The following is a 22,397-nucleotide window of genomic DNA, read 5'->3' on the forward strand; positions in this document are numbered from 1 at the left end:
CTGAATGGCCGATGGGCCGCCCGGAGGCGGCCCATCGTGTCGGTGTCGGTTCAGCCGAGGGAGCGCGGTGTCGTGTCGCCGGCGTTCTGGCGCCCGAGCCCGCCGCGCAGGCTCGCCTTCGTGCCTGCACCAAATTCGGGCAGGATGCGCGCGCGCGCGCGGCTCGCGAACACGAGGAAGCCAAAGCCGTTCGCCTCGTACCAGTACCCGCCGTTCTCGAGACCGTCGAGTGGCTGTTCGAGTGCGTTGGCGATCGATTCGATGCAGCGCTTGCGCAGTTCGGCAATGGCCGGATAGGGCGGCTGTGCGCCGCGCACGCTGCATAGAAGCACATCGAGGCCGGGCAGCACATGCGCATAGAGGACGGGTTCGTCCTGCGCACGGGCGCGGGCAATCTTGGTGTCGAGCTGCGCGAAAGGTTTCGAATGGCGCAATACCGCGAGGAACGACTCCTGGCCATCCTGTTGCGCGCGTCGACGTTTTTTCGGGAAGGACATAAACACTCGCCTCAAAAACAATTGCAAGAAATGCGGCATTTTCATGCGACCCACTCCCGGCTATGTACGCCGCATGCCGATCCTTTATAGCACACGAAAATGCTGCACTCGTGCGGTACGACGATCAATGTCTCCCGTCGACCCGCTTGCCACGATGATCGACACAGCCAGCGTCTTGGCGCCCGTACTGTCGTTTAGTCTCCATCATAGACCTGCTTTTCCCGCGCGTGCATTCGCCCGTCACAAAAAAATGAGATAAGCCTCGCGCGGCCGTGCGCGGCGCGCGCCCAACAAAAAGGCCCGCACATGGCGGGCCCGATAGTTGCGGCGTGGCGCGGTGCTCAGCGTTGCTTGAGCGAATCGCGGATCTCGCGCAGCAGCACGATGTCTTCCGGCGTTGCGGCCGGCGCGGCTTCTTCCGGCTTGCGCAGCTTGTTGATGAATTTCACCATCATGAAAATGATGAACGCGAGGATCACGAAGTTGATCGCCACGGTGATGAACGAGCCGTAGCCGAACGCGGCAACGCCCGCGGCCTGCAGGTCCTTGAACGAATCGGGATTACCCTTGAACGACGGGGGGATGGTGCCGAGCAGAACGAACTTGTTCGAGAAATCCAGACCGCCGGTTACCACGCCGATGACCGGCATGATGAGGTCTTTCACGACCGAGTCGACGATCTTCGAGAATGCGCCACCGATGATCACGCCGACGGCGAGATCCATCACGTTGCCCTTGACGGCGAATTCCTTGAATTCCTTGATTATGCTCATGAGCGGCTTTCTCCTGGTTGGGGCGAGGGGAGGCGTGCCGCGACGCGCAGGGCTGCGAAGCGTCTGATGGGATCGGAGGCACGCCGATGGCCGCATGATAGCGAACGTGCCCCATTGCCGGTAGCCCATCTTGAAATGATTAACAAATCAGGGGACCGGCGCGAGTGGAAATGAAAGGAAGCGTGGCGTGAGGGGCGGGCGTCGCGCGATGCGTCGGCGCCCGCGTGCGAATGCTCAGGTATTGTCGTCGGTCCAGCCGTCGTCGTTGCTGCCGAGATCGACACTGCCGCCGCCGTTGCCGTCGCTCCAGTTCGAATTGTCGCCGCGACCGAGGTCGAAGCCCGGATCGTTGTTCTCCTGGCGTCGGCGCTGGTCGTCGACGATCACGTCGCGCTCGACCACGCGCTCGCGGCCGCCCGACATCGCTTCGCCAAGCAGCACGCCGGTCAGCAGCCCGCCCATCCCGCCGCCGAAACCGCCGCCTTGCTGGACCACGACGGGTGGCTGCTGTTGCGGATACGGTTGCGGTGGATACGGCTGCTGCGGGTACGGTTGCTGCTGATACGGCTGGCCTTGCATGCCGGTCATGCGATCGGCTTCCTGCGCATACACGGAGCCGCTGCCGTTCGCCGGCGCGGCGGGTTGCGCGCCCGGATCGGGGCGGCCTTCGACGCGTGCCTTCACGCTCGCATGCCGCTGCTCGAGTTCGTCGATGCGATACGGCGGCACCGGGTTCTTGCCGTTCGACAGCGTTTCGACGAGCGTGCGCGCATCGGTCTCGATGCCTTCGAGTTCGCCGGTGAGCGCGGCCGCGCCGGGCGCGGTCGAGAGCTTCGCGTCGAGTTTCAGCGGACGAATGTCGTTCAGCACGTCGGTCGCGCGCTTCAACTGCGTGCGGCGTTCGTCATCGGCGCGGCTGTCGTCGGCCGAGCGTGCACGTCGCAACGTCCAGCGCAGCACCAGCGCAATGATCGCGACGATCAGCCCGAGGCCGATCCACATGCCGGTCGACGGACCATGTTTCGCGACCGGCACGGCCGGTGCGAGCGACGACTGCAACGAACCGCTCTGCGTGGCCGACGGTGCGTTGCCACTGATGCGCGCGGCGTCTGCGCGAATGCGCGATTCCGTCTGCGCGAAGTGCGACGCGTCGGTGAAGCGCAGTTGCGGATCGAGCGACTTTGCCTTCTGCAGCTGCGTGAGCGCATCGGACGCGCGACCTTCGCGGTCAAGCACCTGCGCGTACAGGTAGCGCGCATGCGCGTTGTTCGGATGGGCATCGATGACTTGCGACAGCTGCGTGTCGGCACGCTGCCAGTCACGTTGTGCGATCGACTGCTCGACTTGCTGCAGCGACGGGACCGCAAATGCGGCGGACGACAGCAGCATCAGCGAGAGGCCGAGCGCGGCGAGAGATTTCTTCATGGTCGAACCGGGCGCGAGCGCCCGTCTCCTGACGATCGGTGCGCGCCGCGGGCCCGGCGGGCCGCGGCGCGGTTGCCGTTACTGCGCGGGCGTGTCGAGCTGCTTCTTCAGCGCGGCGAGGCGATCCTCGACCGACGGGCCCTTGTTCAGCGCGGCGAGCTTGTCGTCGAGCGCCTTGCCGCTCGACGTGTCGGCCGAATTCAGGCGTGCGTCCGAGCGCGCGTTCTGCAGCGCGACCTTGTCCTCGAGCTTCTGGAAGTCCTCGGACAGGTTCTTGCCGCCGATGCCGCCCAGCGCGCTGGCCGCGACGTCCTTCGCCTGCGCGATTTCCTGTTTCGCCTGCAGGATGTTCGAGCGCGCATTCAGGTCGTTGCGGCGCTGGCGCATGTCGGCGATCTGCCCCTTCAGCTTGTCGACCGACGGTTCGAGCGTCGTCAGCTCGGCCGCAAGCGCATCGCGCTCGGCTTCCGCGTTCGACTGCGCGGCAAGCGCCTCGCGTGCGAGCGCTTCGTCGCCGGCCTGCAGCGCGCGCTTCGCGCCGTCCTCGTACTTCTTCACCTTGTCGTCGGCCGCATCGCGCTTGCTGCGCTGGGTCGCGACCTGTGCCTCGATCTCGATCAGCGAATTCTCGGCACGGCCGATGCTGTCGTCGAGCTCCCGCACGATCTGCCGTGCGTCGCGCGACGGATCCTGTACCGAGTCGGCCGCGTCGTTCAGCAGGCCTTTGATCGTGCGCGAAACAGAGTCGAAAAGCGACATGAAATCCTCCGTGGTTGAAAGGTGCCGCGTGAGCGCGGCAGTGCCCGTCGCGAATCGGATCCGACCCGCGTGAGCCGGCGGATATTACACCGCCGGCCCCTTAAATACGGCTTAAGCGCCGGAGTTCAAGCGGCATGCACGTGCAGAACTCGAACCTTTCGTGTTTGAAAGAAACGCTGCGGCGCGCGCCGGGCCGCGAGTCCATGATAGGCGGAGCATGCCGCCAATACGTTTCGCAATTCACGGTTATGCGGGAATTTTTACAAAAAATCGCGAAGCCGATCGGTCGATTTCATTAAAATGCGCTGTCACGTCGCGGGAACGGATCGCCGCGCGGCGGGGTCTGTCGACGTGACAGTTGCCGCGATGCACCCACTCTGATTCATCCGCTTGCATTTCCGCATGCGTCCGAGGGCGCCACGCCGCCCGCCATTCCGACATGCCAATTATCAAACGACCGTCTTCTCCTTCCGACCGGAACGAACCTCACTACACGTTACGCCGTTCGCCATCGGGAGCCTATTACCCCGACGACGACCGCGGCGACGACCGCGACGACGACCGCGACGACGACCGTCGCGCGCAGCGCAGCGGAGGCGGGGGCGGCCGCCGCTCGTTCGGCTCGCGCGTCGCACTGTGGTTCGTCGGGCTGTTCGCGACGCTCGCGATTGTCGGCGCGCTGATCGTCGGCTACGCACTCGTCGTGATGGCCCCGCAACTGCCGTCGCTCGATGCGCTGACCAACTACCAGCCGAAGGTGCCGCTGCGCGTGTTCACCGCCGATCACGTGCTGATCGGCGAGTTCGGCGAGGAGCGCCGCAGCCTCGTGCGCTTCCAGGACATTCCCGACGTGATGAAGAAGGCGGTGCTCGCGATCGAGGACTACCGCTTCTACGAACACGGCGGCGTCGACTTCGTCGGCATCCTGCGCGCGGGCGTGGCCGACCTGCTGCACGGTGGCGCGCGCCAGGGCGCGAGCACGATCACGATGCAGGTCGCACGCAACTTCTTCCTGTCGAGCGAGAAGACCTACACGCGCAAGATCTACGAGATGCTGCTCGCGTACAAGATCGAGAAGGCGCTGACGAAGGACCAGATCCTCGAGCTGTACATGAACCAGATCTATCTGGGTCAGCGCTCGTACGGCTTCGCGGCCGCCGCGCGCGTGTATTTCGGCAAGGACCTGAAGGACATCACGCTCGCGGAAGCGGCGATGCTCGCGGGGCTGCCGAAGGCGCCGTCCGCGTATAACCCGGTCGTCAACCCGAAGCGCGCGAAGGTTCGCCAGGAATACATCCTGAAGCGCATGCTCGAGATCGGCTACATCACGCAGCCGCAGTACGACCAGGCGGTGAAGGAAGAGATCCACGTGCGCACGCCGGGCAACCAGTACGCGGTGCACGGTGAATACGTCTCCGAGATGGTGCGGCAGATGATGTACCAGCAGTACAAGGACGAAACCTATACGCGCGGGCTGACCGTCACGACGACGATCAACTCGGCCGACCAGGAAGCCGCGTACCAGGCCGTGCGCCGCGGCATTCTCGATTACGAGCGCCGCCACGGCTATCGCGGGCCGGAAGGCTCGATCAACCTGCCGGCCGCTGGCGACGACCGCGACGAGGCGATCGACGACGCGCTCGCCGATCATCCGGACAACGGCGACCTGCAGTCGGCGGTGGTGCTGACGGCGTCGCCGAACGCGGTCGAGGTGCAGTTCGTCGGTGGCGCGACGACGACGATCGGCTCGGCCGGGCTGCGCTTCGTGTCGGCCGCGCTGAATCCGCGTGCGAATGCCACGCTGCGGATCAAGCCGGGCTCGATCGTGCGCGTGCTGAAGGACGGCAAGACGGGCTGGCAGGTCGTGCAGCTGCCGCAGGTCGAAGGCGCGCTCGTCGCGATCGCGCCGCAGGACGGTGCGATCCGCTCGCTCGTCGGCGGCTTCGACTTCAACAAGAGCAAGTTCAACCACGTGACGCAAGCGTGGCGCCAGCCGGGTTCGTCGTTCAAGCCGTTCATCTATTCGGCGTCGCTCGACAAGGGGCTCGGGCCGGCGACGATCATCAACGATGCGCCGCTGTACTTCCCGCCGAGCGTGCCGGGCGGCACCGCGTGGGAGCCGAAGGACGACGACCAGCCGGACGGCCCGATGACGATGCGTACCGGCCTGCAGCGTTCGAAGAACCTCGTGTCGATCCGGATCCTCGCGTCGATCGGCACGCAGTATGCGCAGCAGTACGTGACGCAGCGCTTCGGCTTCGATCCGGCGAAGACGCCGCCGTACCTGCCGATGGCGCTCGGTGCGGGCCTCGTGACGCCGCTGCAGCTCGCGACCGGTTATGCGGTATTCGCGAACGGCGGCTACAAGGTCGATCCGTACCTGATCGCCGAAGTCGACGACGCGCGCGGCCAGCCGCTGCAGAAGTCGCAGCCGGTGGTCGCGGGCGGCACGGCGCCGCGCACGATCGAAGGCCGCAACGCGTACGTGATGAACAGCCTGCTGCACACGGTCGCGACGGCCGGCACGGGTGCCGGCACCAACGCGCTCGGCCGTAGCGACCTGCAGGGCAAGACGGGTACGACGAACGATGCGAAGGACGGCTGGTTCGCCGGCTACCAGCAGTCGCTCGTCGCGGTCGCGTGGATGGGCTTCGACCAGCCGAAGAGCCTCGGCAGCCGCGAATTCGGCGCGCAGCTCGCGCTGCCGATCTGGGTGAACTACATGCGCACTGCGCTGAACGGCGTGCCCGAGCAGCAGATGCCGATGCCGGACGGCCTGACGACGGTCGACGGCGAGCTGTACTACGCCGATCGCACGCCGGGCAACGGCTTCGTCGCGAGCGTGGACATCAACCCGGCCGCGAACGCGATCAGCGCGAACGATGCGCTCGGCTCGGCCGGCTCGGAGGGGCTCGCACCGCCGCCCGTCACGCAGCAGGAGAAGCAGCAGATCATGGACATGTTCGAGAACAAGTAAGCGGTACGCGGATGTTTCGCATGCGACGGGCGCCTTCGGGCGCCCGTTTTTTTGCGTGTCGCGGCCTCGGCCCGGTAGGGCGAATCAGAACGACGCGCAGGCCGGCACGAGCGTGATGCCGACCGATTCCTGCCGGAAGCGCTCGCGGTACGCATGCCGGATCGCGGCGAGCCGCGCGTGCGTGTCGGCGGTATCGTCGGCGACGATACGGACCACGAAGCTCGCTTCGCGGATGATCCGGCCGGTGGCGCGGTCGCGCCATTGGCCGCGGGTGTCCCAGTATGTGAAGCCGTCCGGAAAGCGCGGCGTGACGACGTCGGCGAGGAAGGCCGCGCGCTCCGCATCGGTGACGGGGCCGCGTCCCGCGATATCGCGCCCGAACAGCAGGTCGGCTTGCAGCATCCGGTGCGCGTCCGGCTGCATGCAGGCTGCAGACGCGTCGATGATGGGCGAGGGCGGTGCCGCACAACCGGCGAACAGTGCAAGGGCGGCGGCGCCGATCATGGAGCGCATGCGACGCCGCCACGTCGCGGGACGCGCGCTCGGCGGCGGCATCTGCCTATTTCGCGTCCGACGCCCTTCGCGCGCATAAAACGCTGCCTGCTCAATGACTTGCGTGTTTGTCCGGCGGGTTATCAACAGGGCTGTCAACATAAACTGGGGATAACCCTGAGTAGCCTGCGTGGATTCAGTGATGCAGTTTCGCGTGCGCGAGATGCATGCCGAGCGTTGCGGGGTCGGTGTTCGTGCCCGACAGCAGCACGCCGACCCGCTTGCTCTGCAGCGTTTCGCGCAGCGGGCCGAGCAGCGCCGCGAGCGCTGCCGCGCACGCCGGTTCGACCGACAGCTTCAGGTGCGAGAACAGGAACAGCATCGCCGCGCGCAGTGCGTCGTCGGACACCGTGACGATGCGGTCGATGTGGCGCCGGCACAGCTGGTAGCTGTATTCCTCGGTGTGCGGCGCCATCAGCGAATCGGCGATGGTCTGCATCGCGCTCATCTTGATCGTGTGATTGGCGGCGAAGCTGCGGCTCATCGCGTCGGCGCCTTCCGGCTCGACGCCGTACACGTGCACGCGCGGATTCGCGAGCCGCAGCGCGGTCGACATGCCGGCCGCGAGCCCGCCGCCGCCGATCGGCACGATCACCGCGTCGAGATCGGGCGTCTGCGTCGCCCATTCGTAGCCCAGCGTCGCGGTGCCGAGAATCGTGTGATAGCCGTTGAACGGATGGATGAAGAAGCGGCCTTCCTCGGCCTCGATTCGCCGCACGAGGTCGAATGCCTGCGACGCGCTGCCGGCGAGCACGACTTCCGCGCGGTACTGCTTGCACTGCGCGATGCGCATCGGGCTCGCGGTATGGAACATCACGACCTTCGCGCTGCTGCCGAGCCGCATCGCCGCATAGGCGACGGCCGCCGCATGATTGCCGGCCGAGACGCACGTGACGCCGGCGTTCTTGCGCGCTTCGTCGAGTGCCAGCAGGTGCGTGAACGCGCCGCGCGCCTTGAAGCTGCCGCTTGCCTGCAGCAGCTCGAACTTGAAGTTGACGTGCGTGCCCTCGAGGGACGGGAGATCGGCGCGCTCGAACACCGGGGTGCGTGCGACCCACGGTGACAACGCGAAATGCTGCGCGGCGATTTCGTCGAGCGTCGGAATCGGCTCGCCGTCGATCGTCGTATGGGCAGTGCCCTGTTGTTCAGTCGACATGACGTGGCGGGTGGCGGGGGTAGGGGCCGGCCCGCACACGCAGGCCGGCGTGGCGGGCGGTCAGTGTGCGTCGACCGACATGCTGCGGATGAACTTGCGCAGGAACTGCTCGCAGCCGGCGAGCTGCGCGAGCTCGACATATTCGTTCGGCTTGTGTGCCTGCTCGATGTTGCCGGGCCCGCAGACGATGCTCGGGATACCCGCGCGCTCGAACAGGCCGGCCTCGGTGCCGTAGGCGACCTTGCGCTTGTCCTGGTCGGCCGTCAGCGCGCGCACGAGCTGCGTGATCGCGGCCTGTTCGGTCGCGTCGAGCCCCGGCGCCGCGGCGATCTTCGAGAACTCGATCGCCGCGTTCGGATGCTCGCGACGCATCTGCGGCAGCAGCGTTTCCTGCGCATACGCTTCGATGCGCGTGAAGATCTGCTCGGGATCGAGCGTCGGCAGGTTGCGGAACTCGAAGTCGAACCGGCATTCGGCCGGCACCGTATTGATCGCGTTGCCGCCCTGGATCGTGCTCGTCTGCGCGGTCGTGAACGGCACGTCGTACAGCTCGTCGAACGGGCCTTCGGCACGGAAGCGGTCGGCGACGTCGCGGATGTGGCAGATGAGGCGCGCCGCGTACTCGATCGCGTTCAGGCCCTTCGGCGTCAGCGACGAGTGCGCCGCATGGCCGCGCACGCAGCAGCGGTACGCGTTGATGCCCTTGTGCGCGATGATCGGCCGCATGCTGGTGGGCTCGCCGACGATGCAGCCGGACGGCTTCACGCCGCGCTTGACGAGATCGGCGATCAGGAGCGGTGCGCCCGCGCAGCCGATTTCCTCGTCATAGGACAGCGCGAAATGGATCGGCTTCGCGAGCCGGGTCGCCTGCATCTCGGGCAACAGCGCGAGCGCCGTGCCGATGAAGCCCTTCATGTCGCACGTGCCGCGGCCGTACAGGCGGCCGTCGCGCAGCTCGGGCGCGAACGGGTCGCTGTCCCACTGCTGGCCGTCGACCGGCACGACGTCGGTGTGCCCCGACAGCACGATGCCGCCGTCGGTCGAGCCGTCGTATGCGGGCACGGTCGCGAACAGGTTGGCCCAGCCTTCGCGCGGATCGTGCGTGAGCGTCGACGCGATGCCCTTCGCGGCAAGCGCGTCGCGCACCGTTTCGATCAGGCCGAGGTTCGGCACGCGGCTCGTCGTGTCCATCGACACCAGCTGCTTGATCCAGGGCAGGCTGACGAGCGAGGCGTCGCCTTGGTCGGCGGCGGACGGCGCCGTCGCGTCGAGAGTGGACATGGCAAAACTCCGTCTGATGAATGGGAAAATCATACTCAAAAACGCGTCCGCCCGCCTTCGCCGGCCGCGATGCGGTGCAGCATCGCGGCCGTGCCGTAAGCGTGCCGTAAGCGTGCCGTCAGCGTGCCGCGCTCGCCGCCGCGTCGGCGCGCGGCGCGAGCGCGCGCAGCGTTTCCTTGATCGTCGACACGCGGATCGCGAGATCGGGCGAGCGCGTCTCGATGCGCAGCTTGTCCTGGCCCGCGAGCTTGATGTGCCGATGCTTCTGCACCATCTCGATGATGCGCATCGGATCGATCGGCGGATTCGGCTCGAACTGCAGCCCGATCGCGGCCTCGCTCGCATCGATCTTGACGATGCCGAGCGGCTTCGCGGCCAGCCGCAGCCGGTGCGTCTCGACGAGCGCGTGCGCCTGCGGCGGCAGCTTGCCGAAGCGGTCGATCAGCTCTTCCTGGATGCCGTCGATCGCGTCGCCGTGCTCGCAGTTCGCGAGACGCTTGTACAGCGACAGCCGCTCCTGCACGTCCACGCAGTAGTCGGCCGGCAGGATCGCGGGCGCATGCAGGTTGATTTCCGTCGTCGCGGCGAGCGGGGCGGTGAGGTCGGGCTCCTTGCCGTTCTTCAGCGCCTTCACCGCGTCGTTCAGCATGTCGGTGTACAGCTGGAAGCCGATCTCGTGGATCTCGCCCGACTGCTTGTCGCCGAGCACCTCGCCGGTGCCGCGGATCTCGAGGTCGTGCATCGCGAGATAGAAGCCCGAACCGAGTTCCTCCATCTGCTGGATCGCCTCGAGCCGGCGCTGCGCCTGCTTGGTCAGCGACTGCGGATCGTGGACCAGCAGGTACGCATACGCCTGGTGGTGCGAACGGCCGACGCGGCCGCGCAACTGGTGAAGCTGCGCGAGGCCGAACTTGTCCGCGCGGTGCATGATGATCGTGTTCGCGCTCGGCACGTCGATGCCGGTCTCGATGATGGTCGTGCACAGCAGCACGTTCGCGCGCTGCGCGACGAAATCGCGCATCACGCGTTCGAGCTCGCGCTCGTGCATCTGGCCGTGCGCGATCACGATGCGCGCTTCGGGCACGAGCGTCTCGAGCATCGCCTTGCGGTTCTCGATCGTCTCGACCTCGTTGTGCAGGAAGTACACCTGGCCGCCGCGCTTCAGCTCGCGCAGCATCGCCTCGCGGATCACGCTTTCTTCCTCGCGGCGCACGAAGGTCTTGATCGCGAGCCGTTTCTGCGGCGCGGTCGCGATCACCGAGAAGTCGCGCAGCCCCTCGAGCGCCATCCCGAGCGTACGCGGGATCGGCGTCGCGGTCAGCGTCAGCACGTCGACTTCCGCGCGCAGCGCCTTCAGCGCTTCCTTCTGCCGCACGCCGAAGCGGTGTTCCTCGTCGATGATCACGAGGCCGAGGCGTTTGAACTGCACGTCCGACGACAGCAGCTTGTGCGTGCCGATCACGATGTCGACGCTGCCTTCGTTGATCTGCGCGATCGCCGCGTTGACTTCCTTCGCGGTCTTGAAGCGCGACAGCTCGACGATCCGCACCGGCCAATCGGCGAAGCGGTCGGCGAAGGTCTGCGTGTGCTGCTCGGCGAGCAGCGTGGTCGGCGACAGCAGCGCGACCTGCTTGCCGCCCAGCACCGCGATGAACGCGGCGCGCAGCGCGACCTCGGTCTTGCCGAAGCCGACGTCGCCGCACACGAGGCGGTCCATCGGCTTGCCGCTCGTCATGTCGCCGATCACGGCCGCGATGGCGGCCGCCTGGTCGGGCGTTTCCTCGAAGCCGAAGCTTTCGGCGAACTTCACGTAGTCGCGCGGATCGAGCGAGAACGCGTGGCCTTCGCGGGCCGCGCGGCGCGCGTACAGGTTCAGCAGCTCGGCGGCCGTGTCGCGGATCTGCTGCGCGGCCTTGCGCTTCGCGCGCTCCCACTGGCCCGAGCCGAGCGCGTGCAGCGGCGCGCTGTCCGGATCGGCGCCGCTGTAGCGCGAGATCACGTGCAACTGCGCGACCGGCACGTAGAGCTTGCTGTCGCCCGCGTATTCGAGGTGCAGGAATTCGGTCTCGCCTTCGCCGAGATCCATCGACACGAGACCCATGTAGCGGCCGATGCCGTGCTGCGCATGGACGACTGGGTCGCCGACCTTCAGCTCCGACAGGTCGCGCACCATCGCGTCGACGTTGCTCGCCTGTTCCTGCCGGCGGCGCCCCGCGCGCCGGCCGAGCGCGCCGTACAGCTCGGTTTCGGTGACGATCGCGTAGCCTTCGCCCGGCACCGCGAAGCCGCTCGCGAGCGGTGCGACGCCGAGCGCGAACGGTGCATCGCTTTCGAGCCAGCCCGCGAAGTGGTCGTTCGACGCGGGGCGCAGGTGATGCTCCGCGAGCAGTTGCAGGATCGTTTCGCGGCGGCCGGCCGATTCGACCGTCAGCAGCACGCGCTTGCCCGACGATTCGACGAACGTGCGCAGCGCGGCGAGCGGATCGTCCGCATGGCGATCGACCGTGAGTTCGGGCAGGCCCGTCGCCCAGCCGCCGGCCGGCTGCGCCGGCAGCACGACGCGCGCGAACGGCTTCGCGAACGCGAAGAAATCCTCGTCGGAGAGGAATAGCCGCTGCGGCTCGAGGATCGGCCGCTCGCGGTCGTGCGCGAGGAACGCGTGGCGCTGCTTCGTATCGGCCGTGAAGCGGCGGATCGACGCCTCCAGATCGCCGGCGAACACGAGATGCGCGTCCTGCGGCAGGTAGTGGAACAGCGTGGCCGTCTCGTCGAAGAACAGCGGCAGGTAATACTCGATGCCGGCCGACGGCACGCCGTTGCCGATGTCCTTGTAGATCGGCGCGCGGCTCGGGTCGCCTTCGAAGGTCTCGCGCCAGCGGCTGCGGAACGCCGTGCGCGCGGCTTCGTCGAACGGAAACTCGCGGCCGGGCAGGAGGCGCACGTCGCGCACCGGGTAGAGGCTGCGCTGCGTATCGGGATCGAACGCGCGGATCGAGTCGACCTGGTCGTCGAACAGGTCGATTCGGTACGGCAGCGGCGAGCCCATCGGGTACAGGTCGATCAGCGAGCCGCGCACGCAGTATTCGCCGGGCCGCACGACCTGGCTCACGTGCTCGTAGCCGGCCAGCGTGAGCTGTGCCTTCAGCTTCGCCTCGTCGAGCCGCTCGCCTTGCGCGAACGCGAAGGTGTACGCGGCCATGAACGACGCGGGCGGCATTCGATACAGCGCGGTGGTCGCGGGCACCAGCAGGATGTCGCAGCGGCCCTCGCCGAGGTCGTGCAGCGTCGCGAGGCGCTCGGATACCAGATCCTGGTGCGGCGAGAACGTGTCGTACGGCAGCGTTTCCCAGTCCGGCAGCAGGCGCACGCGTGCATCGGGCGAGAAGTAGCGGAGTTCCTGCGACAGCCGCTGCGCGTCGACCGCGTTCGCGCAGATCACCGCAAGGAGCGGGACCGCGTCGCGGTTGTCGGCGAGATAGCGGGCGATGGCGAGTGCGTCGGCGGAGCCGTGCGCGCCGTCGAAGGCGAACCGCTGGCCCGGTTTGACGCGGGCGACGGGCGAGGCGAACGGGGTGGAAGCGTTGTCTGGCATAGGGACGGCAGGGGTGGCGGGCACGGGCGCGGCGCGGTGCGCCGGTCGAGACGAAAGACCTATTATAAAATCCGCTTCTCGATTTCATCTTTCCGGCGTTTCCCTTTCGTGACTCCCCGACTTTTCGCCCTGATTCCTTGCGCCGGCACGGGCAGCCGCTCCGGTTCGGCCGTGCCGAAGCAATACCGCACGCTGGCCGGCCGCGCGCTCCTGCATTACACGCTCGCCGCGTTCGATGCGTGCAGCGAATTCGCGCAGACGCTCGTCGTCCTCGCACCCGACGACACGCACTTCGACGCGCGCCGCTTCGCGGGCCTGCGCTTCGCGGTGCGCCGCTGCGGCGGCGGCTCGCGGCAGGCTTCAGTGCTGAACGGGCTGCTGGAGCTGGCCGAATTCGGCGCGACCGACCAGGACTGGGTGCTCGTGCACGACGCCGCACGCCCCGGCATCACGCCGGCGCTGATCCGCACGCTGGTCGCGACGCTGAAGGACGATCCGGTCGGCGGCATCGTCGCGCTGCCGGTGGCCGATACGCTCAAGCGCGTGCCGGCCGGCGGCGACGCGATCGCGCGCACCGAGTCGCGCGACGCGCTGTGGCAGGCGCAGACGCCGCAGATGTTCCGCATCGGCATGCTGCGCGACGCGATCCTGCGCGCGCAGCGCGAAGGGCACGACCTGACCGACGAGGCCAGCGCGATCGAATGGGCCGGCCATACGCCACGCGTCGTGCAGGGCAGCCTGCGCAACTTCAAGGTCACATACCCGGAAGATTTCGCGCTCGCGGAAGCGATCCTCGCGCGCCCCGCGAACGCTTCCTGACTTTCACCTCACATCTCAACCGGAATACGCATGGATTTCAGAATCGGACAAGGCTACGACGTGCACCAGCTCGTCCCGGGGCGCCCCCTCATCATCGGCGGCGTGACGATTCCATACGAGCGCGGCCTGCTCGGCCATTCGGACGCGGACGTGCTGCTGCACGCGATCACCGACGCGCTGTTCGGCGCGGCGGCGCTCGGCGACATCGGCCGCCATTTCTCCGACACCGACGCGGCGTTCAAGGGCGCGGACAGCCGCGTGCTGCTGCGCGAGTGCGTCGCTCGCGTGAAGGCGGCCGGCTTCACGATCCAGAACGTCGACAGCACCGTGATCGCGCAGGCGCCGAAGCTCGCGCCGCATATCGACGGGATGCGCGCGAACATCGCGGCCGATCTCGGGCTGCCGCTCGAGCGCGTGAACGTGAAGGCGAAGACCAACGAGAAGCTCGGCTACCTCGGCCGCGGCGAGGGCATCGAGGCGCAGGCTGCCGCGCTGCTGGTGAAGCAGGGCGCGTGAGCGCCTGATGCCGCCGATGCCGGTTTGACACCGGTTTGACGCCGGTTTGACGCCGGTTTGACGCCGGTGTCGGACGCGGTGCGCAGGTCGTGCCGCCGGAATGAAAAAAATGCCACGCGTTTGCGTGGCATTTTTGTTTGGCGGCCCGGGGGCGGCCCGGCCGCGGCGTGGTGCCTGCCGGTGCGGCGTCGAACGCCGCCGCACCGCGCGGCCGCTTACTCGCCTTCGGCGGCGATGACCTGCGCGGCGGCGTTGATCACCGACGCGATGCGGCCGACGTCGCGCAGTTGCGTCGTTGTCATCCCTTGCTCGTTCTTCAGCAGCGCGTAGTGCGACTTCACACAGAAGTGGCACTTGCCGACGATCGACGCGGCGAGCGCGTACATCTCGAACCGGCGCTTGTCGACGCCGCCGTGCGACGCATACGCGCCCATCCGCAGCTCGGCACGCTGCGTCTTCAGGTCGGCGTCGTCGGCCATCTCGACATACGGATACCAGGTGTTGTTCATCCCCATCAGCGCGGCCGCCGTCAGCACGGCGTTCGTCTCTTCGGGCGACAGCACGCCGGCTTCGCGGATCGTCTTCACGAGGATCGTGCTCTTCGCCGCAACAGCCGCCGCCAGCGCGACGCCGACCGCATCGTTGCCTTCGAGCGACGAGCGCGAGATCGTGCCGTCGAGGTTCAGGCGAATATCCTTCGCGTAGTCGGGGATGCGTGCCTTAATCGAGTCGATGAATTCCATTGATATCTCCTATGGGTTGGCCGTTAAAAAAGCCCGCAGGCAGGACGTGCGCCGCGGGCTTCGTGCATCGATGCGCTTACAGCGTTGCGCCGCCGACTGCGCGGTTGCACGGGCACAGTTCGTCCGTTTGCAGGCCGTCCAGAATGCGCAGGACTTCTTCCGGGCTACGGCCGACGTTCAGGTTGTTCACCGAAACGTGCTGGATCGTGTTGTCCGGGTCGACGATGAACGTCGCGCGCAGGGCCACGCCGGCTTCCTTGTCGCGCACGCCGAGCTGGTCGATCAGCTCGCCCTTGACGTCGCCGAACGAGTAGTGGTTCAGCTTGTTCAGGTCCTTGTGCTCACGGCGCCATGCGAGCTTGACGAATTCGTTGTCCGAGCTGCCGCCGAGCAGGACGGCGTCGCGCTCTTCGAACTGCTTCGTGAGCTTCGCGAACTCGACGATTTCCGTCGGGCACACGAACGTGAAATCCTTCGGATAGAAGTAGATGATCTTCCACTTGCCCGGGAACGACGCTTCGGTGACGGTCTCGAACGCCGACTGGCCGTTTTCCTCGTGGTTGTTGAAGCCCGGCTTCGCGGCTACGACGGTGAATGCTTCGAGTTTATCGCCCACGGTTTTCATGCGGATACTCCTGTATGAGTTGGGAAGAAGACTGAGTCAAGCTACCTCGGTGCTGCAACGTTGATGTGACAGCATGGGGTAGACTTTAACACTATTAGCAAGACGCTTCAATAGATTTTGGCTAACAAGCCTCATAGTTTTTTTCAACCGCGGCGATAGTGTGACCCGCAAGAAGCGTGCGCGAACGCGTCACGCCGTCGCACGCGCCTTGCCGGCGCCGGGGAATTCGAGGGTGACTTCGAGGCCCGCTTCGGGGTTGCGGTTGCGCAGGCGCAGCGCGCCGCGATAGCGGCCGACGAGGCGCAGCACGATCGCCATGCCGAGCCCCGTGCCGTCCGCCTTGGTGCGCGCCGTGTCGACGCGGTAGAACGGCCGCATCACGAGCGGCAACTGATCCTCGGGAATGCCGGGACCTTCGTCGCTCACCGACAGCTCGACGCGCGCGTGCGTCACGCGCGTCTCGAGCGTGATGCGCGACACGCCGTCCTGCCGGCTCTGGCCGTATTTGCGCGCGTTCTCGACGAGGTTGCCGATCACGCGGCGCATGTCGGTTTCGTCGGCTTCGATCACCGCGCTCGGCGCGAGCCGCGTGCGGATCTCGACGCCGTCCTCGCCCGATACGCGCGCGGCGACTTCCTGCGCGATCGACGACAGGTCGACCGGCTCCGGCTTGCGCTGGGTCGGCCGCGCGTAATCGATGAAGGCCGCGATGATGCGGTCCATCTGTTCGATGTCGTCGACCATCGCGTCCTTGGTCGCCTGGTCGGATGGACTCATCTCGGTCTCGAGCCGCAGCCGCGCGAGCGGCGTGCGCAGGTCGTGCGAGATGCCCGCGAGCATCAGCGCGCGATCGGCCTCGAGCTGTTCGAGGTCGCGCACCATCTGGTTGAAGCTGCGGTTGGTGTCGGCCGCGACGCCCATCCCGCGCTCGGGCAGCGGCTCCGGCGCCTGGCCGGAACCGACCTGGCGGGCGGCGAGCGCGAGCCGCGAGAACGGCCGGTTCACGAGGCTCGTGATGAACGCGGAGCCGAACAGCGACAGTGCGAGCGCGAACAGGCCCCAGCCGGCCCACTGCAGGCCCGTGACGTTGTCGAGCTGGTCGCGATCGAGCGCGACCCAGTAATCGTCGTCGTCGATCTTGAAGCTGATCCACACGCCCGGGATGTCGTTGACCGACTGCGCGATCACGGTATCGTCGCCGAGGCGGCTGCGGATGTCGTGTTCGATCAGGCGGTTCAGCGATTCGTCGGGCTGCAGCTTGAACTTGTCGGTTTTCTCGCGCGGGTAAACGCGCACGCCCTCGTTGCTCTCGAGATCCTGCAGCAGCGCGCGCCGCAAATCGGGATCGGAATAGAGCAGGGCGGTGCGCGTGAGCTTCACGATCGCGACGAGCTGCAGCGCGACGCGTTGCGCGCGCGGCTCGCGCTCGATCACGCGAAAGCTCTGGAACCACGCGGCGAGACTGACCGAGATCAGCAGCGCGATCAGCAGGAAGGTGCGCCAGAACAGCCCGCCGAACGCGAGCTGCAGGAGGCGCCGGTCGATACGCATGGGACGGGCCGTGGACGGGCGAAACCGGAAAGGAAAAAGATCAGGCGGCGCCGTCCGGGATGAACACGTAACCGAGGCCCCAGACGGTCTGGATGAAGCGCGGGCTGCCCGGATCCGGTTCGATCAGCTTGCGCAGGCGCGAGATTTGCACGTCGAGGCTGCGGTCGAACACTTCGTATTCACGGCCGCGCGCGAGTTCCATCAGCTTCTCGCGCGACAGCGGCTGGCGCGGATGGCGCGCGAACACCTTCAGCACCGAGAATTCGCCGGTCGTCAGAGGAATTTCCTGGCCCGACTTCGTCAGCGTGCGCGTGGCGAGGTTCAGCGAGAACTCGCCGAACTCGAACACCTCGGTCGTTTCCGACGGCGCGCCCGGCAGTTCGGCCGGCGCCTGGCGGCGCAGCACCGCGTGAATCCGCGCGACGAGTTCGCGCGGGTTGAACGGCTTCGGCAGGTAGTCGTCGGCGCCCATCTCGAGGCCGACGATGCGATCGACATCCTCGCCCTTCGCGGTGAGCATGATGATCGGCGTGCGGTCGTTGCTGCCGCGCAGGCGGCGGCAGATCGACAGGCCGTCTTCGCCCGGCAGCATCAGGTCGAGCACGAGCAGGTCGAAACGCTCGCGCACCCAGAGCTTGTTCATCGCGGTCGCGTTCTCCGCGACGTATACGTTGAAACCCTGCTCGCCGAGATAGCGGCGCAGCAGATCGCGCAGGCGCGGGTCGTCGTCAACGACGAGAATCTTGGAGGGGTTTTTCGTTTCCATGAGCGGCATCTTATCGCGAATGGGAAATCACGCACGGTTGCGTATTTTCGTGCGTAACAGTCCGTTACAAAATTTACCCGTAGTGCCGTGCGGAGTAAAGGCAGGCTATAGAGATTCCTTTACTCGAAGCCGAAATTCGGTAGATACTCCCCTGCACTCCATCTTTCATCTTTGTACACCCGAATTCCGCAGGGTTTTTCAAGTACCAGAGGTAACCGGTTGCCGCGTGACGAAGGGAACAAATCGACCAAAGAAGCGAGGACGGTCATGCGATCTGCCCGGATTGCACTGATGCTGACGATCGCACTTGCCGGTCCATATGCGTCGAACTTCGCGTATGCGCAGCGCCCCGAGCAGGGCGCATCGTCGCGCAAGCTGCTGCGCGGCAAAGTGCCGCAGTCCGACCGCGCCGCCGACATGGCGGTCCGTTCCGCCGTGCCTCCCGATCTCGAACAGCACCGCCGCGACGGGCACATGACGCCCGAGGAGCGCCACCTGCTGCGCCAGCACATCGAGGACGCCGTCCGCGAGCTGTACAAGCGCTGACACGCACGCGCCTTCGCACGGCGCGGGAAGATTCCGTAGCAATTTTTCCGTCAACTTTCGCATGCGTGCTGCCGTTGAACCGGCATCCGCACCGCCGGTGCGTTCCGGGAGTCCACGACGATGAAAGCGAACGCTGCCGCCCCGGCACCGCCCGCGATGCAGGCGCCGCTCGACGCCGACGATGCGCTGTTCTTCCTGAGCCGTACCGGCTTTTCTCCCGCTCCGGCCGAGGTCGTCCGCATCGTCGGCATGACACGTGCGCAAGCCGTGGCCGATGCGCTCGGCAACGTGCGCCGCAACCCCGTGACGACCTGGCCCGACTGGCTCGCCGAGCTGCCGCCGACCCGCGCGCAGCGTCAGGCGCTTACACCCGACATGCGGCGCGACGAGCAGCGCGAGCGCAATCGCCGCTACGACGCGTTGCGCGCGGCATGGATCAACGAGATGGTCGCGACGTCGTCGCCGCTCACCGAGCGCATGACGCTGTTCTGGCACGGGCACTTCACGTCCGGGCAGGACAAGGTTCCGTACCCGCAGACGATGGCCGTGCAGAACGCGCTGTTTCGCCGCGAGGCGCTCGGCAACTTCGGCACGCTGCTGCATGCGGTCGCGAAGGATCCGGCGATGCTTCAGTATCTCGACGGCGCGAGCAACCGCAAGGGACGCCCGAACGAGAATTTCGCTCGCGAGGTGATGGAGCTGTTCACGCTCGGCGAAGGGCAATACACCCAGCACGACGTGACGGAAGCCGCGCGCGCGATGACCGGCTGGAGCGTCGATCCCGATACGCTGCGCTTCGTGGTGCGGCCCGAATGGCACGACGCGGGCGACAAGACGATTCTCGGCGAGACCGGCACGTTCGACGGCGACGGGTTTCTCGACATCCTGCTGAAGCGGCCCGACACCGCGCGCTTCATCGCGGGCAAGCTGTGGCGCGAGTTCGTGTCCGATACGCCCGACACCGGGGCGCTCGATGTCGTGGCCGAACGGTTTCGCGCGAGCGGTTACGACATACGCGCGGCGCTTGCCGCGCTATGGTCGACCGACGAATTCTGGGATCCGCGCAATCGCGGCGTGCTCGTCAAGTCGCCAGCCGAGTTCGTCGTCGGGTCGGTGCGGCTGTTCGACATCGCTTACGGTGATCCGCAGATGCTCGCGAACACCGTGCGCACGCTCGGGCAGAACCTGTTCTATCCGCCGAACGTGAAGGGCTGGCCGGGAGGCGCGATGTGGATCAACAGCACGACGCTGCTCGCGCGCAAGCAGTTCGTCGAGCAGGTGTTCCGCGCGACCGAGACGGCCGGCATGCGGGCACCCGCGCGCGGCGGCCTGCGATTCGACCTCGAACGCTGGCTCGCGCAGTATCATGCGCGCCCGCAGGCGATTGCCGGATTGTCCACCGAGCTTCAACTGCAGCACGCGGTGCTGCCGGTGTCGCCGGTCGCGGCGATCGATACGGACTCGACCGGCAGCGCGTATCTCGAGGCGTTGCTGATGGATCCGGCCTATCAACTGAAATGACTGAAACGACGACGAGCAGGCACGCTGCAGCGGTGGCCATACCGCACGGCGAACCGAAGGATGCGCGATGAACCGACGTGATTTTCTGACGCTGACGGGCGCCGCGGCCGCGGCGGGCGTGTCGTTGTGGCAGCCGCCCGCGCGGGCCGCATCGACGGCCGCGGCGGGGCGGCAGCCCGCGGCTGGCTATGCGAACGTGCTGATCCTCGTCGAACTGAAGGGCGGTAACGACGGCCTCAACACGGTGGTGCCGTATGCGGATCCGCTCTACTACCAGTTCCGCCGCAGCATCGGCATCAAGCGCGACCAGGTGCTGCAGCTCGACGCGCATGCGGGGCTGCATCCGTCGCTCGCGCCGCTGATGCCGCTGTGGCGCGACGGGCAGGTCGCGATCGTGCAGGGTGTCGGCTATCCGCAGCCGAATCTGTCGCATTTCCGTTCGATCGAGATCTGGGATACCGCGTCGCGCTCGGATCAGTACCTGCACGAAGGCTGGCTCACGCGCACGTTCGTGCAGGCGCCGGTGCCGCCGGGCTTTGCGGCGGACGGCGTCGTGCTCGGCAGCGCCGAGATGGGGCCCCTCGCGAACGGCGCGCGCGCGATTGCGCTTGTCAATCCCGCACAGTTCATCCGCGCGGCGCGGCTGGCCGAGCCGTCGTCGCTGCGCGAGCGGAACCCTGCGCTCGCGCACATCATCGACGTCGAGAACGACATCGTGAAGGCGGCAGACCGGCTGCGCCCCCGTGGCGGGATGCGCGAGTTCCGGACGGCCTTTCCGGCCGGTACGTTCGGGACGTCGGTGAAGACCGCGATGCAGGTGCTCGCGGCATGCGAAGCGTCGGGGCCCGGCGCGCAGGACGGCGTCGCGGTGCTGCGGCTCACGCTCAACGGATTCGACACGCACCAGAACCAGCCGGGACAGCAGGCTGCGCTGCTCAAGCAGTTCGCGGAAGGGATGAGCGCGATGCGCGGCGCGCTGATCGAACTCGGGCGCTGGAACCAGACGCTCGTGATGACGTATGCGGAATTCGGGCGGCGCGTGCGCGAAAACCAGAGCAACGGCACCGATCACGGGACCGCCGCGCCGCACTTCGTGATGGGCGGCCGCGTGGCTGGCGGGCTGTACGGTGCGGTGCCCGCGCTCGGGCGGCTCGACGGCAACGGCAACCTCCCGGTCGCGGTCGATTTTCGCCAGCTTTATGCGACCGTGCTCGGGCCATGGTGGGGGCTCGATGCGACGCGCGTGCTGCAGCAGCGCTTCGACACGCTGCCGCTGCTGAAGGCGTGATGTCGTACGCGCGGTACGGTGCGGGTCAGTGGCGGCGAGCGGCGCGCCACGCGATCCACAGCTTGCGGATCGGCGTCAGCGCGATGCGCTGGTGCAGCACCTGGTAGCCGTCGCGCTCGATTTCGTCGAGCAGCGCGCCGGCCAGTGCGATCTGCGCGCGCAGCGTGCGTTGCGCGCGGCGTTCGGAAGCGGGGATCGCTGCTTCGGCGGCGGCGAGCGCTTCGCGCGCGCGGGCCGTCTGAAACTGCAACAGCTCCGTGAAGGCCGGGCTGTAGCGGCGGTTCAGCAGATCGGCCGCGGTCACGTTGTAGCGTTGCAGTTCGTCGATCGGCAGATAGATGCGGCCATGGCGCGCATCGTTGCCGAGTTCCTGCACGAATTGCGCGAGCATCAGCGCGTGGCCGGCATCCGCCGCCCACGGCTGCGGATCGGTCGGGTTGGTGGCGCTCGCGCGTGCGACCAGCGACGCGAAGGTGCCGCCGACCTGTGCGATGTAGCGCTGCAGGTTCGCGAAATCCAGGTAGCGCGCCTGTTCGAGATCCATCCCGTAACCATTGACGAGCGTGCGCAGCGCGTCGGCTTCGGCGGCGATCGCCGGGTGGTGCTGCGCGAGCGCCTTCGTGACCGGGTGCGACGGTTCGCCGGCAGCGAGCGCCGCGAGTTCCTTGTGCCACCACGCGAGCTTCGTGTGTCCGACGGTCGGGTCGCTGGTTTCCTTGACGGTTTCCTCGAGTTCACGGCGCAGCGCGAACAGGGCGGTCAGGCGCGGTTCGGCGGCGAGCGGCGCCTGGCGCAGCGCGTAGTAGACGCTGGAGCCCGCGGGGGCGGCCTTTTGCTGACAGTAGTCGTCGAAGTTCACGGGTGGGATCGTGGCGGAGGCGGGTTCGGGGCGCGCGCCGGCGCGTGGCCGGCACGTCGAGCGCGGCATTCTAGCACCGCTGTCCGGCAGGTGCCGGGCGGGGCGAGACAATGTTGTACAGATCAGGTAGAATCTCGCGCTCGCCTGATCG

Annotated in this window: 19 protein-coding genes; 6 read left to right on the top strand and 13 right to left on the bottom strand. The window is 67.1% G+C overall.

All coding sequences use genetic code 11. The annotated features are described in order from the left end of the window. Positions 1–50: 50 nt before the first annotated feature. From DIE15_RS10320 to DIE15_RS10335, 4 genes are all read right to left on the bottom strand, one after another. A complete protein-coding gene (locus DIE15_RS10320; RefSeq protein WP_027784713.1) occupies positions 51–497 on the bottom strand; it encodes a hypothetical protein in 447 nt (148 codons plus the stop codon). Positions 498–838: 341 nt separating this feature from the next. Then, positions 839–1,270: a large conductance mechanosensitive channel protein MscL gene (mscL, locus tag DIE15_RS10325; RefSeq protein ID WP_057925374.1), complete on the bottom strand. Its 432-nt coding sequence runs from the start codon at positions 1,268–1,270 to the stop codon at positions 839–841. Positions 1,271–1,504: 234 nt separating this feature from the next. Further along, positions 1,505–2,695: a M48 family metallopeptidase gene (locus DIE15_RS10330; RefSeq protein WP_124833140.1), complete on the bottom strand. Its 1,191-nt coding sequence runs from the start codon at positions 2,693–2,695 to the stop codon at positions 1,505–1,507. A gap of 78 nt (positions 2,696–2,773) precedes the next feature. Then, positions 2,774–3,454 carry a PspA/IM30 family protein gene (locus tag DIE15_RS10335; protein WP_044843730.1) on the bottom strand — a complete coding sequence of 227 codons (681 nt, stop codon included), beginning with the start codon at positions 3,452–3,454 and terminating at the stop codon, positions 2,774–2,776. Positions 3,455–3,893: 439 nt separating this feature from the next. On the opposite strand from DIE15_RS10335, the gene DIE15_RS10340 reads away from it, so the two are divergent. After that, complete coding sequence (locus DIE15_RS10340) at positions 3,894–6,431, top strand: penicillin-binding protein 1A (protein ID WP_124833141.1); 2,538 nt, start codon at positions 3,894–3,896, stop codon at positions 6,429–6,431. Between the two features lie 84 nt (positions 6,432–6,515). Here DIE15_RS10340 and DIE15_RS10345 read toward each other — a convergent pair whose 3' ends face one another. From DIE15_RS10345 to mfd, 4 genes are all read right to left on the bottom strand, one after another. Then, positions 6,516–6,944 (bottom strand): DUF3574 domain-containing protein, encoded by a 429-nt coding sequence (locus tag DIE15_RS10345; protein WP_124833217.1) that lies wholly within the window; start codon positions 6,942–6,944, stop codon positions 6,516–6,518. Between the two features lie 175 nt (positions 6,945–7,119). Further along, positions 7,120–8,139, bottom strand: coding sequence for a threonine/serine dehydratase (locus tag DIE15_RS10350; protein ID WP_124833142.1), 1,020 nt, complete (start codon positions 8,137–8,139; stop codon positions 7,120–7,122). A gap of 60 nt (positions 8,140–8,199) precedes the next feature. Beyond that, the gene (argE, locus tag DIE15_RS10355) at positions 8,200–9,420 is read right to left on the bottom strand and encodes an acetylornithine deacetylase (protein ID WP_124833143.1); all 1,221 of its coding nucleotides are present in this window, start codon (positions 9,418–9,420) and stop codon (positions 8,200–8,202) included. Between the two features lie 118 nt (positions 9,421–9,538). Further along, positions 9,539–13,012 carry a transcription-repair coupling factor gene (mfd, locus tag DIE15_RS10360; RefSeq protein ID WP_124833144.1) on the bottom strand — a complete coding sequence of 1,158 codons (3,474 nt, stop codon included), beginning with the start codon at positions 13,010–13,012 and terminating at the stop codon, positions 9,539–9,541. A 108-nt stretch (positions 13,013–13,120) separates the two neighbouring features. Here mfd and ispD point away from each other — a divergent pair, with 108 nt between their 5' ends. Together ispD and ispF are read left to right on the top strand one after the other, a co-directional pair. Beyond that, positions 13,121–13,831, top strand: a complete 711-nt coding sequence (ispD, locus tag DIE15_RS10365; protein WP_057925368.1) for a 2-C-methyl-D-erythritol 4-phosphate cytidylyltransferase — start codon at positions 13,121–13,123, stop codon at positions 13,829–13,831. Between the two features lie 30 nt (positions 13,832–13,861). Next, positions 13,862–14,347: a 2-C-methyl-D-erythritol 2,4-cyclodiphosphate synthase gene (gene ispF, locus DIE15_RS10370; protein WP_057925367.1), complete on the top strand. Its 486-nt coding sequence runs from the start codon at positions 13,862–13,864 to the stop codon at positions 14,345–14,347. A 215-nt stretch (positions 14,348–14,562) separates the two neighbouring features. Here the strand turns inward: ispF and DIE15_RS10375 are convergent, their stop codons facing one another. The 4 genes from DIE15_RS10375 to ompR all read right to left on the bottom strand — a co-directional run bounded on the left by DIE15_RS10375 (position 14,563) and on the right by ompR (position 18,041). Beyond that, entirely contained in the window at positions 14,563–15,090 is a 528-nt protein-coding gene (locus DIE15_RS10375) for a carboxymuconolactone decarboxylase family protein (RefSeq protein ID WP_057925366.1), read from the bottom strand. A gap of 76 nt (positions 15,091–15,166) precedes the next feature. Continuing rightward, complete coding sequence (locus tag DIE15_RS10380) at positions 15,167–15,715, bottom strand: peroxiredoxin (RefSeq protein ID WP_031399305.1); 549 nt, start codon at positions 15,713–15,715, stop codon at positions 15,167–15,169. A gap of 189 nt (positions 15,716–15,904) precedes the next feature. Then, positions 15,905–17,266 carry an ATP-binding protein gene (locus tag DIE15_RS10385; RefSeq protein WP_057925365.1) on the bottom strand — a complete coding sequence of 454 codons (1,362 nt, stop codon included), beginning with the start codon at positions 17,264–17,266 and terminating at the stop codon, positions 15,905–15,907. Positions 17,267–17,306: 40 nt separating this feature from the next. Next, positions 17,307–18,041 (bottom strand): two-component system response regulator OmpR, encoded by a 735-nt coding sequence (ompR, locus tag DIE15_RS10390; RefSeq protein WP_004192636.1) that lies wholly within the window; start codon positions 18,039–18,041, stop codon positions 17,307–17,309. Between the two features lie 258 nt (positions 18,042–18,299). Between ompR and DIE15_RS10400 the strand changes: the two genes are divergently transcribed. From DIE15_RS10400 to DIE15_RS10410, 3 genes are all read left to right on the top strand, one after another. Beyond that, entirely contained in the window at positions 18,300–18,578 is a 279-nt protein-coding gene (locus DIE15_RS10400; RefSeq protein ID WP_057925364.1) for a hypothetical protein, read from the top strand. 120 nt (positions 18,579–18,698) lie between these two features. Then, complete coding sequence (locus tag DIE15_RS10405; RefSeq protein WP_124833145.1) at positions 18,699–20,099, top strand: DUF1800 family protein; 1,401 nt, start codon at positions 18,699–18,701, stop codon at positions 20,097–20,099. A gap of 67 nt (positions 20,100–20,166) precedes the next feature. Then, entirely contained in the window at positions 20,167–21,387 is a 1,221-nt protein-coding gene (locus DIE15_RS10410) for a DUF1501 domain-containing protein (RefSeq protein ID WP_057925362.1), read from the top strand. Between the two features lie 25 nt (positions 21,388–21,412). Here DIE15_RS10410 and hpnD read toward each other — a convergent pair whose 3' ends face one another. After that, complete coding sequence (hpnD, locus tag DIE15_RS10415; RefSeq protein ID WP_057925361.1) at positions 21,413–22,246, bottom strand: presqualene diphosphate synthase HpnD; 834 nt, start codon at positions 22,244–22,246, stop codon at positions 21,413–21,415. Positions 22,247–22,397 lie beyond the last annotated feature (151 nt).

The organism is Burkholderia sp. Bp9031, assembly GCF_003857965.1.
In the GTDB taxonomy this organism is placed as follows: Bacteria; Pseudomonadota; Gammaproteobacteria; order Burkholderiales; family Burkholderiaceae; genus Burkholderia; species Burkholderia ambifaria_A.

Excerpts from the sequence above, each read along its gene's own strand:
- DIE15_RS10320 (WP_027784713.1), bottom strand. The coding sequence starts at position 497 with ATGTCCTTCCCGAAAAAACGTCGACGCGCGCAACAGGATGGCCAGGAG.
- mscL (WP_057925374.1), bottom strand. The coding sequence starts at position 1,270 with ATGAGCATAATCAAGGAATTCAAGGAATTCGCCGTCAAGGGCAACGTG.
- DIE15_RS10330 (WP_124833140.1), bottom strand. The coding sequence starts at position 2,695 with ATGAAGAAATCTCTCGCCGCGCTCGGCCTCTCGCTGATGCTGCTGTCG.
- DIE15_RS10335 (WP_044843730.1), bottom strand. The coding sequence starts at position 3,454 with ATGTCGCTTTTCGACTCTGTTTCGCGCACGATCAAAGGCCTGCTGAAC.
- DIE15_RS10340 (WP_124833141.1), top strand. The coding sequence starts at position 3,894 with ATGCCAATTATCAAACGACCGTCTTCTCCTTCCGACCGGAACGAACCT.
- DIE15_RS10345 (WP_124833217.1), bottom strand. The coding sequence starts at position 6,944 with ATGCGCTCCATGATCGGCGCCGCCGCCCTTGCACTGTTCGCCGGTTGT.
- DIE15_RS10350 (WP_124833142.1), bottom strand. The coding sequence starts at position 8,139 with ATGTCGACTGAACAACAGGGCACTGCCCATACGACGATCGACGGCGAG.
- argE (WP_124833143.1), bottom strand. The coding sequence starts at position 9,420 with ATGTCCACTCTCGACGCGACGGCGCCGTCCGCCGCCGACCAAGGCGAC.
- mfd (WP_124833144.1), bottom strand. The coding sequence starts at position 13,012 with ATGCCAGACAACGCTTCCACCCCGTTCGCCTCGCCCGTCGCCCGCGTC.
- ispF (WP_057925367.1), top strand. The coding sequence starts at position 13,862 with ATGGATTTCAGAATCGGACAAGGCTACGACGTGCACCAGCTCGTCCCG.
- DIE15_RS10375 (WP_057925366.1), bottom strand. The coding sequence starts at position 15,090 with ATGGAATTCATCGACTCGATTAAGGCACGCATCCCCGACTACGCGAAG.
- DIE15_RS10380 (WP_031399305.1), bottom strand. The coding sequence starts at position 15,715 with ATGAAAACCGTGGGCGATAAACTCGAAGCATTCACCGTCGTAGCCGCG.
- DIE15_RS10385 (WP_057925365.1), bottom strand. The coding sequence starts at position 17,266 with ATGCGTATCGACCGGCGCCTCCTGCAGCTCGCGTTCGGCGGGCTGTTC.
- ompR (WP_004192636.1), bottom strand. The coding sequence starts at position 18,041 with ATGCCGCTCATGGAAACGAAAAACCCCTCCAAGATTCTCGTCGTTGAC.
- DIE15_RS10400 (WP_057925364.1), top strand. The coding sequence starts at position 18,300 with ATGCGATCTGCCCGGATTGCACTGATGCTGACGATCGCACTTGCCGGT.
- DIE15_RS10405 (WP_124833145.1), top strand. The coding sequence starts at position 18,699 with ATGAAAGCGAACGCTGCCGCCCCGGCACCGCCCGCGATGCAGGCGCCG.
- DIE15_RS10410 (WP_057925362.1), top strand. The coding sequence starts at position 20,167 with ATGAACCGACGTGATTTTCTGACGCTGACGGGCGCCGCGGCCGCGGCG.